We start from the raw sequence: 15,491 nt of genomic DNA, 5'->3' as shown, positions 1-15,491 counted from the left end.
CTACAGGTCCGGTGCTCCGGCCCCGGTCGCCGAAGGCGTGTGCGTGGTGCCGTGACCGATTTCATTGCGATTGCTAACGTCGATGCAGTGAGTCACGCCACAGCACTGCGGCCGGGACGCGCGTGGGAACGTCCCGTCGTCGTCGACCGGATCCGATGGAAGCGCCCGTTCGGCCTGCCGAGATGGGCCGTGGGGGTGCTCGGCGGCCTGCTCCTGGGCCAGGCGGCACTACGGGGGTTCCTGGCGCACCGCGGCTACTTCTACGGCGACGATTTCGATCTGCTGTTCAAGGCGCAGGTGGCGGGCCCGGTGATCGACGGGCTCCAGTACTCGGGCCACACCATGCCGCTGCCCCTGGCGGTGTCCGGATGGTTCGGGCGGACCTTCCACGCGAACTGGGAGGTCGCGGCCGTTCTACTGGTGCTGGGGCAGGTGGCGGCGTCGCTGGCGGTGATCCGGGCGCTCGTCGTACTCGCCGCCCCGTCCGCGGCCGCGGTCGTCGCGGGGGCGGCGGTGTACCTGGCGTCGCCGTTCACGGTGGCCTCGTCGACGTGGGTGTCCGCGGCCCTCAACAGCCTTCCGCTGCACGCGGCGCTGGCCACGGCGGTGGCGGAGTCCGTGGCCTTCGTGCGGACGCGTCGGCGCAGGCATGCCGTGGTGGCACTGGGTGCCCTCGCCTTCGGGCTGGCGTGCAGCGAGAAGGCGCTCATCATCGTGCCCGCGGCCGTGGGCGCCGCGCTCCTGTTCCTCACGGTGCGGGGTGGACGGGGCGCGGTGCGTCGCGCGGCCCGGTCGGGCCGGTTCCTGTGGGCGGGTTTCGCGGGCATGGCCGCGATCTGGGGAGCGGTCGTGATCGCCACCACCGACTACCCGGCCGAGTTCCCGCCGGGCCGGCGCTTCGGCCAGACGGTGGACGGGCTCGTGCACGCCTTCGCGCACACCGTCGTGCCCGGTGTCGCGGGTGGGCCGTGGCGCTGGGTGCGGATGGGAACGGCGGTGCCCTGGGTCGAGGTGACCCGGCCGCAGTTCCTCGCCGGTGCCGCGGTCGCGCTGATCGTGGGCGCGGTCACCGTGTGCCTGGTGCGGCGCGGCTGGCTGCTGTGGGCGGCCGCGCTGATCGTCTATCCGGTGCTGTCGCTGGCGCCGGTGTACTGGTCCCGGGCGGGCGAGACGACCACCGTGCTCTTCGCGCTGTCGAACCGCGCGCAGTCGGACATCGCGGTCGTGTGGGCATTGCTCGTCGCGATCGGCGTCGGGGCGTACGCGCGGGGGCGGCGGGGCCGGACCGGTCGCGCCCGGGTGCGGGACGGGGTGGCCGGATCGGCGGTCGTCCTGCTGGTCGCGGTGTCGATGGTCGGCGGCGCGGCGAGCACGGTGCAGTTCTCGCGGATCTGGGACCTCGATCCCACCGGCGATTACGCGGCGCGCCTGGAGGCGACGCTGGCGTCGGCCCGCGGGTCCGGCGGCGTGCTGTTGGACCAGCGCATCGATTCCGAGATGCTGCGCACCGCACCCGATCTGGAGACCGGATTGCGCGGGCTCTACGGCGACGGCGCGCCACGGGTCGCGCGCTCGACCGATTACGCGAACCTCGCGACCATCGGCACCGACGGTGCGCTGGTCCAGGCGGGTCTCGAGGTGGCGGCGCCCGCGTTCGTCACCTCGACCACGCTGGCGGGCACCACGACGATCGAATTGCCGCAGCCGCTCTTCGACTGGCAGTGGGTCGTGGTGCTCACCACTCACCTGACGCGACCCGCCGACATCACCGCGGAGCTGGAGTCCGGTACGCCCACGACCGTGTCCGTTCCCGCGGGTCGCAGCCAGTCGACGGCCTTCCTCATCGAGGGCGGTGGATCGGAACTGCGCCTGACGACAACGTCACCCGCTCCGATCGGGACCCTGATGTCCGCGATGGTCGGGAAGGTGCGCGACGGCCGCGGGTGAGCCTAGAGCTCGGGGACGCCCGACGGGACGATCATCACGGGGCGCTTGCAACCGCGGAGCACGTGCTCGGACACCGACGAGTGCCACAGCGCCTTGAGGCCGGTGGTGCCGCGGCTGCCGGTGACGATCACGTCCACGTTCTCGGCGTCGGAGGCGACGATGATCGCCGTCCACACCGTGGTCGCGACCTCGACCAGTTCTCCGCGGGCGGTGAACCCGGCGGCCTGCGCCAGCTCGACGCCCTCGGCGTTGGTCCGCTTGGCCTCGGTGTGCACCACATCGCTCTCGCGGGTGAGTGCGGTCTCGGCCGCTCCGGCGCCCGCGACACCGGACATGGCCGACAGTCGGGCGGCCTGATGGATGGTCGATTCCCAGGCGGTCACGACCACCGCTTCGGCGTCGCGCCCCTGGGCGAGGACCTTGCTGGCGTACTTCACGGCGCGCTGTGCGGACTCGGTGCCGTCGTATGCGATCAGAACCTTGACGGGTGCACTCATGGGGATCACCTCGATGTTCTCGGCTTCCTGGTACCTCCGAGCCTACGCCGGAACCCCGTTGTTGCACGGTGCAATTTGGGGCTTCGCGGTCCCACTTTCCGGCATGCCGGTACATTCGAATTTCACTATTCGATAGGGGGATGTGGGATGGAAACGTACGGACAGAGGCGGCGTACGAAGGTCGCGGCGGGGCTGGCCGCGATCGCGGTCCTGGCCGCGGGCTGCGGTGGATCGACGAAGGGGGAGGCCGAGCCGGCGAAGGAGTCCACGGCGCCGTCGAGCGCACCGTCGATCACCACGCCCGCCAAGGATCTGGTGCTCACGGCCGCGGAGCTCCCGGCCGGCATCACGGTGGTGCCGGTGTCGGACGCGCAGCTCAAGGAGGTCGTGGATCAGATGTCCGGTGCCGCCTCCACGGCGAAGTTCAGCCCGGCGGGATGCGCATCGGCCACCGCGCTCACCGACGCGACGAAGAAGCTGGACGTCAGCCAGGTGGGCCTGGTGACGGGGAGCACGGACACCGGCGCGGTCAGCGAGACCGTCGCCAGCGAGAAGCCCGACATCGCGAAGCTGCGCGAGAACTTCGCCGGCAAGTGCAATTCCATGCGCGCCGACATGTCGGTGCAGGGCCAGCAGGTGAGCTCGGAGATCACCACCACCCTGCGTGACGCCCCCAAGACCAGCGCCACCGATGCCGTGGTCCTGCACCAGGTGAACGTGTCCACCACCGCCGGACAGAACGTGACGCAGCGGATGCTGCTGGGCTTCGCGCAGGTGGGTGGCTATTCGGTGTCGGTCACCGCGATCGGCATGACCGGTGAGCCCGACGCCGCCCTGTTCGACCGGGTCTTCGTGGCTGCCGTCGCCAAGGTCGCCAAGGGTTGATCGATCGGGGACCTGTCAGACTGCTCCCCGTGCGACTGAACCGGATTCACCCCACCCGACTCGCTGCGGCGGCCGTCGTCCTGGCCGCCGCGGCGGGCCTCGCCGTCGCCCCGGTGGCCGCGGCGGCGCCCGCGACCGACTGCGGCGGTTGGCGGACCACCGTGCTGCGTGCGGGGATGGGCACGCTGGAGAATCTCGCCTTCGACGGTGCGGGGGCGGTGTACGTCTCGAAGCAGAACGCCGTCACCGGCCGCGGCGAGGTGCTGCGCGGCGCCTCGCCCGCGGCGCTGGAGCGGCTGGTGGACCTGCCCAATCCCGGCGGTCTGGTGATCCGGGACGGGCGGGTGTTCGTCACGACGGCGAACAGCGCACCGTCGGGCCTGCTCGGTAAGACGGACGGCACCATCGCCGAACTCGAACCCCGTACCGGGGCGCCGCGCACCTGGGCCGCGGGGCTGACGATGCCGAACGGTCTGGCCGAGCTCCCCGACGGAAGGTTCGTCACCAGTACGGTTCTCGGGCCGAAGCAGGGGATCGTCGCGTCCGCGCGCGGCGCCGCGCCCACCCCGTTCGCACTGCCCGGCGAATCGGTGAACGGTCTCTGGTTCGACGGTGCCTCGGGGCGCCTCTGGGCATCGACGGCGACGTCGGCCCGGACCGGCCTCTACGCGATCGACCCCGCGCGACCCGCGCAGCCGCGGCACTACGCCGTCGCGGGCCTTGGCCCGGCGAACTTCGCCGACGATCTCACGGTGGGACCCGACGGTGCCGTGTACGCCGCGCTCGACCTGCCCGGGAAGATCGTGCGCCTCGATCCGGAGACGGGAGCGCAGTGCGTCATCGACACCGGTCATCGCGGTGTCACCTCGGTGCGGTTCGGCCGCGGACCCGGCTGGGACGCGCGGTCGCTGTACGCCACCACGCTCACCGGAAAGCTGCTGCGGCTGACCCCGTAGCCGGGATCTGCGAGACTGACCACGATGCGACTGTTTCGAAACCTCACGATCATGGTGATCGCCGCGGCCGGACTCGCCGCGTGCGGCACGCCCTCCGGCCCGGACGGGTCTACGACCGCAGCGGCCCCACCGCCGAGCAGCACCACGGCGCCGTCGTCGGCCGCCGCGCGCCCGGTGAGCTGCGAGACGGACTTCCTTCGCACGTTGAGTGTGCGGGAGAAGATCGCGCAGTTGCTCATGGTGGGCGTGAAGGACGCCGCCGACGCGCGTCGCGCCGTGCAGCAGTTCGGCGTGGGCGGAGTCTTCGTGGGCAGTTGGACCGACAAGGCGATCTTCAGTGGCGGTGCGCTCAAACAGGTTTCGGCGCAGGGCAAGGTGCCGCTGATGGTCTCGGTCGACGAGGAGGGTGGGCGCGTCTCCCGTGTGCCCGGCGCGAACCTGGTGTCGGCGCGGCAGTTGGCGAAGACCAAGACGGTCGAGCAGGCGCGGGCCGAGGGCAAGCGCGTCGGCAAGCTGATGGCCTCGATGGGGATCACCGTCGATTTCGCGCCCGATGCGGATGTCTCTGCGCAACCCGATGATTCGGTGATCGGCGATCGTTCGTACTCCGACGATCCGGCGGTGGTGACGAAGTACTCCAAGGCCTTCGCGGCGGGCCTGCGCGACGGCGGCGTGTACCCGGTGTTCAAGCACTTCCCCGGACACGGCCGGTCGTCGGGCGATTCGCACCAGGGCGGTGTGAGTGTGCCGCCGCTCAGCGAGCTGCAGAAGCGCGACCTCGTGCCCTTCCGCGCCGCGGCGCAGGAGGACGCGGGGATGATGGTGGGGCACCTCACCGTTCCCGGGCTCACCGAGAAGGGGCTGCCCACCAGCCTCAGCGCGAACACCATGCGTCTGCTGCGCGACGGTGTCGGATACGGCGCCGCGCCCTTCGCCGGGCCGATCTTCACCGATGACCTGTCCGGGATGAAGGCCATCACGAACGACTTCACCGTGCCGCAGGCGGTGACGAAGGCCCTGGTGGCGGGCGCCGACGTCGCGCTGTGGATCTCCACCGACCAGCTGGGCGCCGCGGTGTCCGAGGTCGAGGCCGCGGTGAAGGCCGGCAAGCTCCCGTTGCAGCGACTGGACGCCTCCGTGCTCCGGGTGGCGCGGGCGAAGCACGCCGTGCGCTGCTGAAACAGGTGGATCTGCGCGGAACTTACTTCGCGGTAACCACGTGCCGTAGTATCTGACCGGAGAGTAAGGAGTGTGTCGGTGGCTGGTGGTACGAAGCGTTTGCCGCGCGCGGTGCGCGAGCAGCAGATGCTCGACGCCGCGATCAAGGTGTTCTCCCGCAACGGCTTCTACGAGACGTCGATGGATGCGGTCGCCCGCGAGGCGGAGATCAGCAAGCCGATGCTGTACCTGTACTACGGATCCAAGGACGAGCTGTTCGCCGCGTGCGTCACGCGCGAGGTGGGCCAGTTCATGCGGAGCATCGAGTTCGATGCGACCCCCTCGCTGCCGCCCTCGCAGCGCCTCCGTTCGGTGATCGAGGGCTTCCTCAAGTACGTCGACCAGAACCGCGACGCCTGGCGTGTGATGTACCGCGAGGCCAGTGGTCAGGCCTCCTTCGCCACGCTCGTCGAGGCCAACCGGGAGCGGGTGGTCGAGATGACCGCGGTGCTGCTGCGCGAGGCCGCGAAGTACGCGCCCGAGGACACCGATTTCGAGCTCTACGCCGTCGCCCTCGTCGGCTCCGGCGAGGCCATCGCCGATCGCCTCGCCACCGGGAAGGTCGAACTCGACCGCGCCGTGGAGATCATGACCTCCTTCCTCTGGGGCGGCATCCGCGGCGAACGCCCGGAGTAAGTAGGCCGGCGGTGCCGGCCCGGGCGGGAGGCTCGGCCGGTGGGTAGTCTCAGTGAGCAGCGATGCGTCTGGCGCATACCCTGGTAATTGCAGGTCGGGATCCATTCTCAAGTCATCGACTATGCGTGCGGCGCATCGCCTTCCGCGCTTGCCGGACTGTTCCAGCCGCCACTGGCCGTCGATGTGCGGACACTCGCCCGGGTCGCGTCGGTCGGTGTCTCTCCCTCGGGGTGCTCGCGCTCCATGCGGTCGACCCAATCGGCAAGCGCACCTTGCACCAGCTCGGGGCGGTCGATGTGCACATTGTGCCCAGCGCGATCGGCGACGACCAGCGCCATACGTCGGTAGTGCGGGAGCAGGCGCATCTGGTCCGTGTACCCCACGACGGCATCTTGGCGGGCGGTGACCAGCAGTGATGGCGAATCGATCGGTGCGGACAGAAGCGACTCCGGCTCGGTGTTCAGCGTGAAGTCCGCGTAGATGCGTGCCGCCACTGACCGGTCGTACGCCCGGATCCCCGGCAGGGCCGCTTCGCGATAGCGCTCCCAGTTGTCGCGGGTCAGGTCGACGGCCATCTCCTCGTACGCCGCGCGGTCGGCGTCCGGGAGTTCACTGAGGAGCGTGCGGTCCTCGTCGAATCGGATCGGCGCTGGGCGATCGCGCGTGGCGAGCGGCACGACCGAGGGCACGAGAAGGCAAACCCCGAGCATCCGATCCGGCATCGAGCAGGCCACGTGACGGGCGAGCGCCCCACCCAGGGAACTACCCACCACAGCAAAAGGCGCGTCGCCGAACTGGGCATCGACGTAATCTTCGACGGCCCGCGCCAGCGCGTCGGCACCGTCGATCTCGGGTCCGGCGGCACTGGCACCGAAGCCCGGCAGGTCGATGTAGTGCCGCCACCAGGATTCGGACGAGCGGGCGAAGGCTCCGTCGAGAGGCAGCAGGAGGCGGTGGTCCACGGTGAAGCCGTGGATCAGCAGGACGGGGGTGCCGCCGGGGTCGCCGAGGACGTGGTCGCGGATCTCAGTGAATCTCATGCCGCGATCGTCGAACCTTCCCGCTAGCGTCAAGGTCAAGACGAGAGGGGAATGCGAATGCGTATCGGCGAGTTCGCGGCGGTCACAGGTATCACCGAGCGGAGCCTGCGGCACTATGAGGAGGTAGGCCTCTTGGTGCCGGGTCGCGCCGCGAACGGGTACCGGGACTACGACGATTCGCTCACTGAAAGAGCCTGTGAGATAGGTGATCTGGTGAACTCGGGGATTCCAATGCGTCTGGTGGCCGATATCATTGATGCCGCGTCGGGGGCCGGCGGCGTGTCCGCGGAGCACCTCGACCCCGAGGCCCGGCGTGCGGTCGAGGACGAGTGGGAGCGCATGTGCCGCTGCGTCGAATGCATCGCGGTGCGCAGGGATGCGCTCCGCGCCTATCTGGATGGCGACGATCCCCGCCGCTGAGTCGTGGCGATGCGTGCGACGCATGGCTAGCTTCGCCGGAAGCGTCTGTGACCTGCGACGACAGGGGTATGCGCGGCATGCATGGCTTTCCTGGACGAATACCCCCGCCCGCCTCGCCTGGCCGTGCGCCAGGCCGCCGCACCGGAAACGACGATGCCCGCCGCGGCCGAAGCCGGGCGGGCACCGTCGAATAGCGGACTAGAGCGAAGTGACGGTGGCCGTCACGTGCGGGTAACCCTTCTTGAGATCCTTCGCGACGATTTCGGTGCTCTCGTCGGTGCGGGTCACGAACAGGCCGATCTTCGCGGGCAGCACCACGGGTCGGCCGAACCGCACGTGGTAGATCACCGCATCGGGCACGTGGCCCTCCACCATGCGCAGCACGGCCGCGGCGGTCCAGGCGCCGTGGGCGATCGACGACGGGAACCCGAAGGCCTTGCCGCCCAAGGGCGACATGTGGATCGGATTCCGATCGCCGCCCACGGAGGCGTACTGCCGGATCAGCGAACCGTCCACCGAGAGCAGCGCATCGGGGGCGCCGGGGCGGCCCTCCTTCGGCGCCGGGCCGGCCGGCTCGCCCGACAGGGACGTGCGCTGCTGGATCAGCATCGTCGACACCTCGGACGCCACCGAGGCGCCCTCGGCGTCGGTGAACTCCGTGGTGAAGTCGATCAGCATGCCCTTGCGGTGCTCCCGCAGGTTGCCCACCGTGGTGCGCAGCGTCAGCTTCTCGCCCGGCACCACCGCACGGCGCCGCGTGATGGTGTTCTCCACGTGCACGGAACCGACTGCCGCCGCGGGGAAATCGTCCGACAGGAACAGGTCCATGATCAGTGGGAAGGACAGCACGTACAGGTACATCACCGGCACCTCGCCGGTGTTCTGCAGTCCCACCACATCGCAGTACTCGGCCACCCGCGCGGGGTCGACGTCCACCGTGAGTTCCACGGCCCGGGTGGGCAGCGGCGTCTCCGGCGTGAGCTTCCCCTGCTTGCCGATCACCGGGAGGATGCCCTTGAGTCCGCGGGTGAGCACGGACAGGCTCGACGGCGGGGCCTGCAGCACGGTCACGTTCTTCGCCATGTCAGGCACCCAGCAGGCTCTGACCGCACACGCGAACCACGTTGCCGGTCACGGCCGCCGAGGCGGGGGCCGCGAAGTAGGAGATGGTCTCCGCGACGTCCACGGTCTGGCCGCCCTGCTGCAGCGAGTTCATCAGGCGACCGGCCTGGCGGGTGGCCAGCGGGATCGCGGCGGTCATGGCGGTCTCGATGAAACCGGGGGCCACGGCGTTGATCGTGATGTTCTTCTCCGCCAGCACGGGGGTGTAGGCGTCGACGATGCCGATCACGCCGGCCTTGGTGGCGCCGTAGTTGGTCTGGCCGCGGTTACCGGCGATGCCGGCGATCGAGGAGACGTCCACCACGGAGCCGCCCTCGTTCAGCGCACCGGCGGCGAGCAGGTCGTCGACCAGCTGCTTGGGGGCCTTGAGGTTCACGGCCATCACCGAGTTCCACTTGCCCTCATCCATGTTGGCGAGCAGCTTGTCGCGGGTGATGCCGGCGTTGTTCACGACGATGTCCAGGCCGCTGTGCCGCGACTTCACCAGCTCGGCGATCTTGGCCCCGGCGTCGGGGGCGGTCACGTCCAGCGGCAGCGCGGTACCGCCCACCTTGTTGGCCACCTCGGACAGGGCCTCGCCGGCGGCGGGGATGTCGGCGGCGATCACGTGCGCACCGTCGCGCGAGAGCACCTCGGCGATGGTGGCGCCGATGCCGCGGGCGGCGCCGGTCACGAGGGCGACCTTGCCGGCGAGCGGCTTGTCCCAATCGGCGGGCGCCTCGGCGTCCTTGTCGGTGATCCGGATGACCTGGGCGTCGACGTAGGCCGACTTGCCCGACAGCAGGAAGCGCAGCGTCGAGGCCAGGCCGGAGGCGCCGGTGGAGGCCTTCGGGTGCACGTACACCAGCTGGGCGGTGGCGCCGTCGCGCAGCTCCTTGGCCACCGAGCGGGTGAAGCCCTCCAGCGCGCGCTGGACGATGTGCTCGTCGAGGTCCTCGATCAGCTCGGGGGTGGTGCCCAGCACCACGATGCGGGCGCTGTTGCCCAGCGAGCGGATCTGCGGTCCGAAGAACTCGTACAGGCCCTTGAGATCGTCGATGTTGGTGATGCCGGTGGCGTCGAAGACCGCGCCGCCGAGCTTCTCGGCGCCGCGGGCGCCGCCGTTGTTGACCACGAGGTCGTAGTCCGAGAGCAGCTCGCGCACCGGCTCGACGAGGCGGCCGCTGCCGCCGAGCAGGACGGGGCCGGCCAGCGCGGGCTTGCCGGGCTGGTAGCGGCGCAGCGACGGGGGCTGCGGGAGGCCGAGACGGCTGGCCAGGAAGGAGCCGGGGCCCGACTTCACGAACGCCGCGTAGAAGTCTGTGCTGGGTGCATCAGGCATGTGAGGTTCCTCATCCGTGTGGGGTTCCGATAGGCTATCGACAAGCAACTTACTCCAGAGTAAGAATACTCGGTAGTAGCAACCCTCGATCACTGGGAGAAACCCGTGGCAAACTCCGAAATTCGTCCGGTCGCGATTCTCGGCGGCAACCGGATCCCGTTCGCCCGCTCCGACCGGGCGTACGCCAAGGCCAGCAATCAGGACATGTTCACCGCAGCGCTGAACGGCCTCGTGAGCCGCTTCAACCTGCAGGGTGAGCAGCTCGGTGCGGTGGTCGGCGGTGCCGTCCTCAAGCACAGCCGCGACTTCAACCTGATCCGCGAGTCGGTGCTGGGCAGCCCGCTGAGCCCGTACACCCCGGCGTTCGACGTGCAGCAGGCCTGCGCCACCGGCCTGCAGGCGATCAACCTCGTCGCCCAGAGCATCGCCATGGGCCGGTACGAGGCCGGCATCGGCGGCGGCACCGACACCACCTCCGACGCCCCCATCGGCGTCTCCGAGGGCCTGCGCAAGGTGCTCCTCGACCTCAACCGCGCCAAGGGCAACGTCGACCGCGTGAAGTTGGTCGGCAAGCTCCCGGGCAACCTGGGCATCGACATCCCCCGCAACGGCGAGCCCCGCACCGGCATGTCGATGGGTGAGCACGCCGCCATCACCGCCAAGGAGATAGGTGTCGCGCGCTCCGAGCAGGACGAGCTGGCCGCGCTGAGCCACAAGAACATGGCGGCCGCCTACGACCGCGGCTTCTTCGAGGACCTGATCACCCCGTACCTCGGCCTCACCCGCGACGACAACCTGCGCCCCGACTCCTCGGTCGAGAAGCTCTCGACCCTCAAGCCCGTCTTCGGCGTCTCGCTGGGCGATGCCACCATGACGGCCGGCAACTCGACCCCGCTGACCGACGGCGCCTCGACGGTGCTGCTGTCCAGTGACGAGTGGGCCAAGGAGAAGGGCCTGCCGGTGCTCGCCTACCTCAAGGACGTCGAGTACGCGGCCGTCGATTACGTGGGCGGCAAGGACGGCCTGCTCATGGCGCCCACCTACGCGGTGCCGAAGCTGCTGGAGCGCAACGGACTCACGCTGCAGGACTTCGACTTCTACGAGATCCACGAGGCCTTCGCCTCCGTGGTGCTGGCCACCCTGCAGGCCTGGGAGTCGCCCGAGTACTGCAAGGAGAAGCTGGGCCTGGACAAGCCGCTCGGCTCGATCGACCGCAGCAAGCTCAACGTCAACGGCTCCTCCTTGGCGGCCGGCCACCCGTTCGCCGCGACCGGCGGCCGCATCGTGGCCTCGACCGCGAAGCAGATCAAGGAGAACGGCGGCGGTCGCGCGCTGGTCTCGATCTGCGCCGCCGGTGGCCAGGGCATCACTGCCATCATCGAGGGCTGATTCCGCACGACCTTTCGGGCCGTTCGGGTGCTGTTGCAAGCATCTGGACGGCCCGAAGTCGTTGCGGCCGGGCCTACACTGAGGCAATGACCGCCACGGACGAGCTGATCGAGCGGATCCTGCGCGACTACGACACCATCACGGTGGTCGGGGCCAGCGCGGATCCCGAGAAGGCGGCGAACGAGGTTCCCGCCTACATGCAGCGCCGGGGGTGGCGAATCATCCCGGTCAACCCGCACGCCGACGAGATCGTCGGCGAGAAGGTGTACCGCTCGCTGGCCGAGATTCCGGAACAGGTGGGCCTGGTCGACGTTTTCCGGCCCTCCGAGCAGACCCCGGAGATCGCCCGGCAGGCCGTGGCCGCCGGTGCCACCGCGCTGTGGCTGCAGTTGGGGATCCGGTCGGCGGAGGCGCGCGAGATCGCGGAATCCGCAGGCCTGCTCTACATCGAAGACCGGTGCCTGATCATCGAGCAGCGCCGGTCGCACATCGTCAAACGAGGGAACGTGAGCTGATATGGGTGTGAGCACTCTCGGAATCGTGATCGTGGTGGTGGTCGCGGTCGTGGCCGTCGCCCTGCTGGTGGGGGTCGTCTGGTTCCTGCGCGACTCCAACAAACAGATCCAGACCTTCGTGCATTCCTCCGACCTGATCCCGGGCCGTCCCGGCCGCGCGCCCGCGGAGTGGTCCACCTCCAGCGCACCGGAAGCCCAACTGCACCAGCGGGTCCGCTACGCGATCGCCGATGTGCACGGCGGCGGGAACCCGGTCGCGGTGCCGCCGCCCCCGGACTCGGCGGTGAAGGGAACCCCGGGCGATCTGGACGATTTGGACGACGCCGTCTTCGAACTCGACGACCGGATCATCGCCGCCGCTCAGCTCCCCGAGGACGAGCGCACCAAGGCGCTCGCCGAACTGCAGCCCGCCGTCGCGGCGCTCGAGGGGCTCACCGGAAAGCTGTGGGACGCACCGTCGCACAAGCGGCACGAGCTGATCGACGCCGTCATCGCGCGATTGCGCGGGTAGCGCGCCGCAGCCGCTCCACCCCGGTGTGCAGCAGCCATGCCACGGGCACGGTCAGCACCGTGGTGACCGCGACGATCGGCCATGTCGACCCCTGGAACAGCGACCAGCCGAACAGGTCCAGCACCACCACGTCCATCACCATCACGTGGATCAGGAAGTACTCGTAGCTGATTCCGCCCAGCCACACGAGCGGGCGCGATGCCAGCACGCGCGATGGTCCGCTGGCCGCCCACGCCACCAGGAGCCCGCCGATCAGCGCCTCCAGCAGGTACTTCAGTACGCCCTGCCCGGGATTCGGCAGCGCCAGATCGATGGGGCCGGCGGCGGGTGTCAGCAGGACCGCGTAGCTCACGGCGGATACCGACAGGAGCGCCCACCGCCGCCGTCGCGTCCACCGCACGCGATCGACGTACAGCGCCACCGTGATTCCCGCGGCGAACGCGGCGGCGTAGCTCGGCGGCCAGGTGCGGGCCGTCTTGCCGAACAGCTCGGTGGCCGTCACCAGCGCCACCCATCCGGCGGACAGTAGCGTCATCGCCGCGGGCACCACCCAGGACCGCGGGGCACAGCGCGCCACCGCGATACCGAGCAACGGGAGCACCAGGTAGAAGGCCACTTCCACGCACATGCTCCACATCTGCGCGAGGCCCGTGTGCACGTGCCCCACCCCGTAGACCTGTACGAACAGCATGTTCCGCAGGTACCCGCCCCAGCCGTGACCGGAGGTCGACGGATCGGGACGCCACAGGTAGATCACGTAGACCGCCGTGACCACCGTCCAGTAGGCGGGCAGGATCCGCCACGCGCGATGCGTGAAGTACCTGCGCACATCGGCGGTCCCGGAAAGCCACGGCCGCACCAGCAGGAAACCGGAGAGCGCGAAGAACACCGGGACGGCGGTCTCCAGGCGGGCGTACGCGGCGCCCCACGCGTCCGGGGTGAAATCGCCGGCCCAGAACGCCGCGTGCGTCACGCACACCGCGAACGCCGCCAGCGCCCGCAGCCCCGTCAGAGCGGGGATGCGGTCGGTGGGCGCGGCGGGTGCGGAGATGGGTCAGATCTTGATCGGGGGCATCAGGCGGTCCAGGGTCCACAGCCGGTTCCGTCGCGCCGAGAGCGAGGAGATCGTCACCGAGGCGACCCATAGGAACACCAGCACGGCCACCGCCTGCCACAGCCGGTGATCGATGCCGCCGGACACCAGCTGCCGCAGTCCGTTCACGCCGTAGGTCATCGGGTCGTACTTGTGCAGTATCTGGAACGGTCTGGCCGTGGTCTCCACCGGATACATGCCGCCGGAGCTCACCAACTGCAGCATCAGCAGCGCCATGATCAGCACGCGGCCCACCGCGGGACCCACGAGGGCGTTCACCGCCTGAGTGAAGGCCACGAAGGCCAATGACACCCCCATCATGAAGAACAGCATCCCCACCGGGTGCGCCACCTGCAGGCCCAGCGCGAATCGCACCACGCAGTACAGGATCACGGCCTGGCACAGGGCGATCGCGGCGGCCGGCTGATAGCTGGCCATCACCACGCGGATCGCCAGTACCTCTGCGGCGATCGGACGGTTCTGCAAGGGCCGGAACACCATCCACAGCACCAGCGCGCCGAAGAACAAGGCCAGGGTGAGGAAGAAGGGCGCCATACCGGTGCCGAAGTTCGGAGCCCGGTTCTCGTGCGTCGCATCGAGCTGCACGGGCCCGCCGATGGTCGAGGCCACCTGGGAGGTCTGCTCCTGCGACCACTTCGGCACCGATTGCGCGCCCTCGTCGAGCTTCGTGGCCAGCTCGCGGCTGCCGTCACGCAACTGGACCGTGCCGGAGGAGAGCTGTCCGGCACCCGCCGAGAGCTGGGTGATGCCGCTGTCGAGCTGTGCGTTTCCCGCGGCGACCTGTGCGGCACCGTCGCGCAACTGGCTGAGCTTGGCGGTCAGGTCCTCGCCCGTGCCACCCACCTTCGCCAGGACCGTCTGCAACGGGCTGCCCGGTGTGCGCAACTGCTCGGTGAGGGCGATCGCCCCGTTCTGCGCGGCGATGATCTGCTGCTTGGTCTGCTCGGTCACCGAGGCCTGCGCGAGCTGACCTCGCACCGTGCGCAGCGTGTCCGCCGATTGCCGCGCTGCCGGATCGGGGCTCGCGGCCAGCTGACGGATCGCGGCATCGATCCCCGCCAGCACGGTGTCCTGGGACTTGACGAAAACCCCCGCCTTATCGGCCGCCTCCACCAGTGCGGTGGCGCTCTGCTGCAGCTCGGCGGTGTTACCGCCCAGGCCGGACAGTGCGCGGGTCACCGCGATGATCGGATCGGTGGCCTGATTGATGCCGTCGGAGAGCTGCTGCGATCCCGTTTTCAGCTGCGCCGAACCGGTTTTCGCGGTGGCCAGGCCGTCGGCGAGCTTGGCGGCACCGTCGTTCGCGGTCACCAGGCCGTCGGCCAGTTTCCCGGCACCGTCGGCGGCCTGCTCGATCCCCGATCCAGCGGTGATCATCATCGACAGCACCTGGTTCACCGCCTGGCCGGAGATGCGGGTGGAGACGGCGTTGAGCACCTGCGCCATCGCGGTCTGGCCGATGGTGGAGCTGATGTAGTTGTTGGCGTCGTTGTAGACGGCCTTGAGCTGCGCCTTCTCGGGCTTGCCCGACATCGGCGAGGCGATCGCCGAGGAGAAGTTCTCCGGCAGCTCCAGCATGAAGTAGTAGGTGCCGTCCTTGACGCCCTGCCGCGCCTGCTCGGGCGAGACGATGTTCCAGTCCAGGCTCTTGTCGTCCTTGAGCGACTTCTCGACCTCGGCGCCGGCGTTGATCTTCTGGTCCTTGACCGTGGTGCCCTTGTCGGCGTTGACCAGTGCGACGGGCATCTTGTTGACGTTGCCGAAGGGATCCCAGAACGCCCACAGGTACAGCGCGCCGTACACCAGCGGCAGCAGCATCAGCACCACGATCGCGGCACGCGTCATGCGGCTGCGGCCGAACCGCTTGATCTCCGAACCGAAAGCCAGTCCGGCCGCGATCGGGACGAGCGACTGCTTCGA

General features: G+C 69.5%; 15 protein-coding genes. 9 read left to right on the top strand and 6 right to left on the bottom strand.

Annotated elements, in window-relative coordinates; all coding sequences use genetic code 11:
• Positions 1 to 87: 87 nt before the first annotated feature.
• Positions 88 to 1,947: a hypothetical protein gene (locus TTY48_RS07215; RefSeq protein WP_220656848.1), complete on the top strand. Its 1,860-nt coding sequence runs from the start codon at positions 88 to 90 to the stop codon at positions 1,945 to 1,947.
• 2 nt (positions 1,948 to 1,949) lie between these two features.
• Here the strand turns inward: TTY48_RS07215 and TTY48_RS07210 are convergent, their stop codons facing one another.
• Entirely contained in the window at positions 1,950 to 2,444 is a 495-nt protein-coding gene (locus tag TTY48_RS07210; protein WP_220656847.1) for a universal stress protein, read from the bottom strand.
• Between the two features lie 147 nt (positions 2,445 to 2,591).
• Between TTY48_RS07210 and TTY48_RS07205 the strand changes: the two genes are divergently transcribed.
• The 4 genes from TTY48_RS07205 (at position 2,592) to TTY48_RS07190 (ending at position 6,139) form a co-directional block, all read left to right on the top strand.
• Entirely contained in the window at positions 2,592 to 3,329 is a 738-nt protein-coding gene (locus TTY48_RS07205) for a hypothetical protein (RefSeq protein ID WP_220656846.1), read from the top strand.
• Between the two features lie 29 nt (positions 3,330 to 3,358).
• Positions 3,359 to 4,285 carry an SMP-30/gluconolactonase/LRE family protein gene (locus TTY48_RS07200; protein WP_220656845.1) on the top strand — a complete coding sequence of 309 codons (927 nt, stop codon included), beginning with the start codon at positions 3,359 to 3,361 and terminating at the stop codon, positions 4,283 to 4,285.
• Positions 4,286 to 4,309: 24 nt separating this feature from the next.
• Positions 4,310 to 5,464 carry a glycoside hydrolase family 3 N-terminal domain-containing protein gene (locus TTY48_RS07195; protein ID WP_220656844.1) on the top strand — a complete coding sequence of 385 codons (1,155 nt, stop codon included), beginning with the start codon at positions 4,310 to 4,312 and terminating at the stop codon, positions 5,462 to 5,464.
• Positions 5,465 to 5,542: 78 nt separating this feature from the next.
• Complete coding sequence (locus TTY48_RS07190; protein WP_220656843.1) at positions 5,543 to 6,139, top strand: TetR/AcrR family transcriptional regulator; 597 nt, start codon at positions 5,543 to 5,545, stop codon at positions 6,137 to 6,139.
• A 119-nt stretch (positions 6,140 to 6,258) separates the two neighbouring features.
• Here the strand turns inward: TTY48_RS07190 and TTY48_RS07185 are convergent, their stop codons facing one another.
• Positions 6,259 to 7,212: an alpha/beta fold hydrolase gene (locus TTY48_RS07185; RefSeq protein ID WP_220656842.1), complete on the bottom strand. Its 954-nt coding sequence runs from the start codon at positions 7,210 to 7,212 to the stop codon at positions 6,259 to 6,261.
• 24 nt (positions 7,213 to 7,236) lie between these two features.
• Here TTY48_RS07185 and TTY48_RS07180 point away from each other — a divergent pair, with 24 nt between their 5' ends.
• Positions 7,237 to 7,599 (top strand): MerR family transcriptional regulator, encoded by a 363-nt coding sequence (locus TTY48_RS07180; RefSeq protein WP_220656841.1) that lies wholly within the window; start codon positions 7,237 to 7,239, stop codon positions 7,597 to 7,599.
• A gap of 198 nt (positions 7,600 to 7,797) precedes the next feature.
• On the opposite strand, the gene TTY48_RS07175 is transcribed toward TTY48_RS07180, so the two are convergent.
• Complete coding sequence (locus TTY48_RS07175) at positions 7,798 to 8,682, bottom strand: MaoC/PaaZ C-terminal domain-containing protein (protein WP_220656840.1); 885 nt, start codon at positions 8,680 to 8,682, stop codon at positions 7,798 to 7,800.
• Between the two features lies 1 nt (position 8,683).
• Positions 8,684 to 10,042: a 3-oxoacyl-ACP reductase gene (locus tag TTY48_RS07170; RefSeq protein WP_220656839.1), complete on the bottom strand. Its 1,359-nt coding sequence runs from the start codon at positions 10,040 to 10,042 to the stop codon at positions 8,684 to 8,686.
• 105 nt (positions 10,043 to 10,147) lie between these two features.
• On the opposite strand from TTY48_RS07170, the gene TTY48_RS07165 reads away from it, so the two are divergent.
• The 3 genes from TTY48_RS07165 (at position 10,148) to TTY48_RS07155 (ending at position 12,457) form a co-directional block, all read left to right on the top strand.
• Positions 10,148 to 11,431, top strand: a complete 1,284-nt coding sequence (locus TTY48_RS07165; protein WP_220656838.1) for an acetyl-CoA C-acetyltransferase — start codon at positions 10,148 to 10,150, stop codon at positions 11,429 to 11,431.
• Positions 11,432 to 11,517: 86 nt separating this feature from the next.
• Positions 11,518 to 11,946 carry a CoA-binding protein gene (locus TTY48_RS07160; RefSeq protein ID WP_220656837.1) on the top strand — a complete coding sequence of 143 codons (429 nt, stop codon included), beginning with the start codon at positions 11,518 to 11,520 and terminating at the stop codon, positions 11,944 to 11,946.
• A gap of 7 nt (positions 11,947 to 11,953) precedes the next feature.
• A complete protein-coding gene (locus TTY48_RS07155; RefSeq protein ID WP_255585554.1) occupies positions 11,954 to 12,457 on the top strand; it encodes a hypothetical protein in 504 nt (167 codons plus the stop codon).
• Here the strand turns inward: TTY48_RS07155 and TTY48_RS07150 are convergent.
• Positions 12,435 to 13,469, bottom strand: coding sequence for an acyltransferase (locus TTY48_RS07150; RefSeq protein ID WP_255585729.1), 1,035 nt, complete (start codon positions 13,467 to 13,469; stop codon positions 12,435 to 12,437). The two genes, TTY48_RS07155 and TTY48_RS07150, sit on opposite strands and share 23 nt — an antisense overlap.
• A gap of 42 nt (positions 13,470 to 13,511) precedes the next feature.
• Entirely contained in the window at positions 13,512 to 15,470 is a 1,959-nt protein-coding gene (locus TTY48_RS07145; protein ID WP_220658491.1) for a YhgE/Pip domain-containing protein, read from the bottom strand.
• Positions 15,471 to 15,491 lie beyond the last annotated feature (21 nt).

The sequence above is a fragment of the Tsukamurella sp. TY48 genome (genome assembly GCF_019656655.1).
GTDB lineage: Bacteria > Actinomycetota > Actinomycetes > Mycobacteriales > Mycobacteriaceae > Tsukamurella > Tsukamurella strandjordii.
The sequence above is the reverse complement of the archived record's forward strand: the minus strand, read 5'-3'. Positions and strand labels throughout refer to the sequence as shown.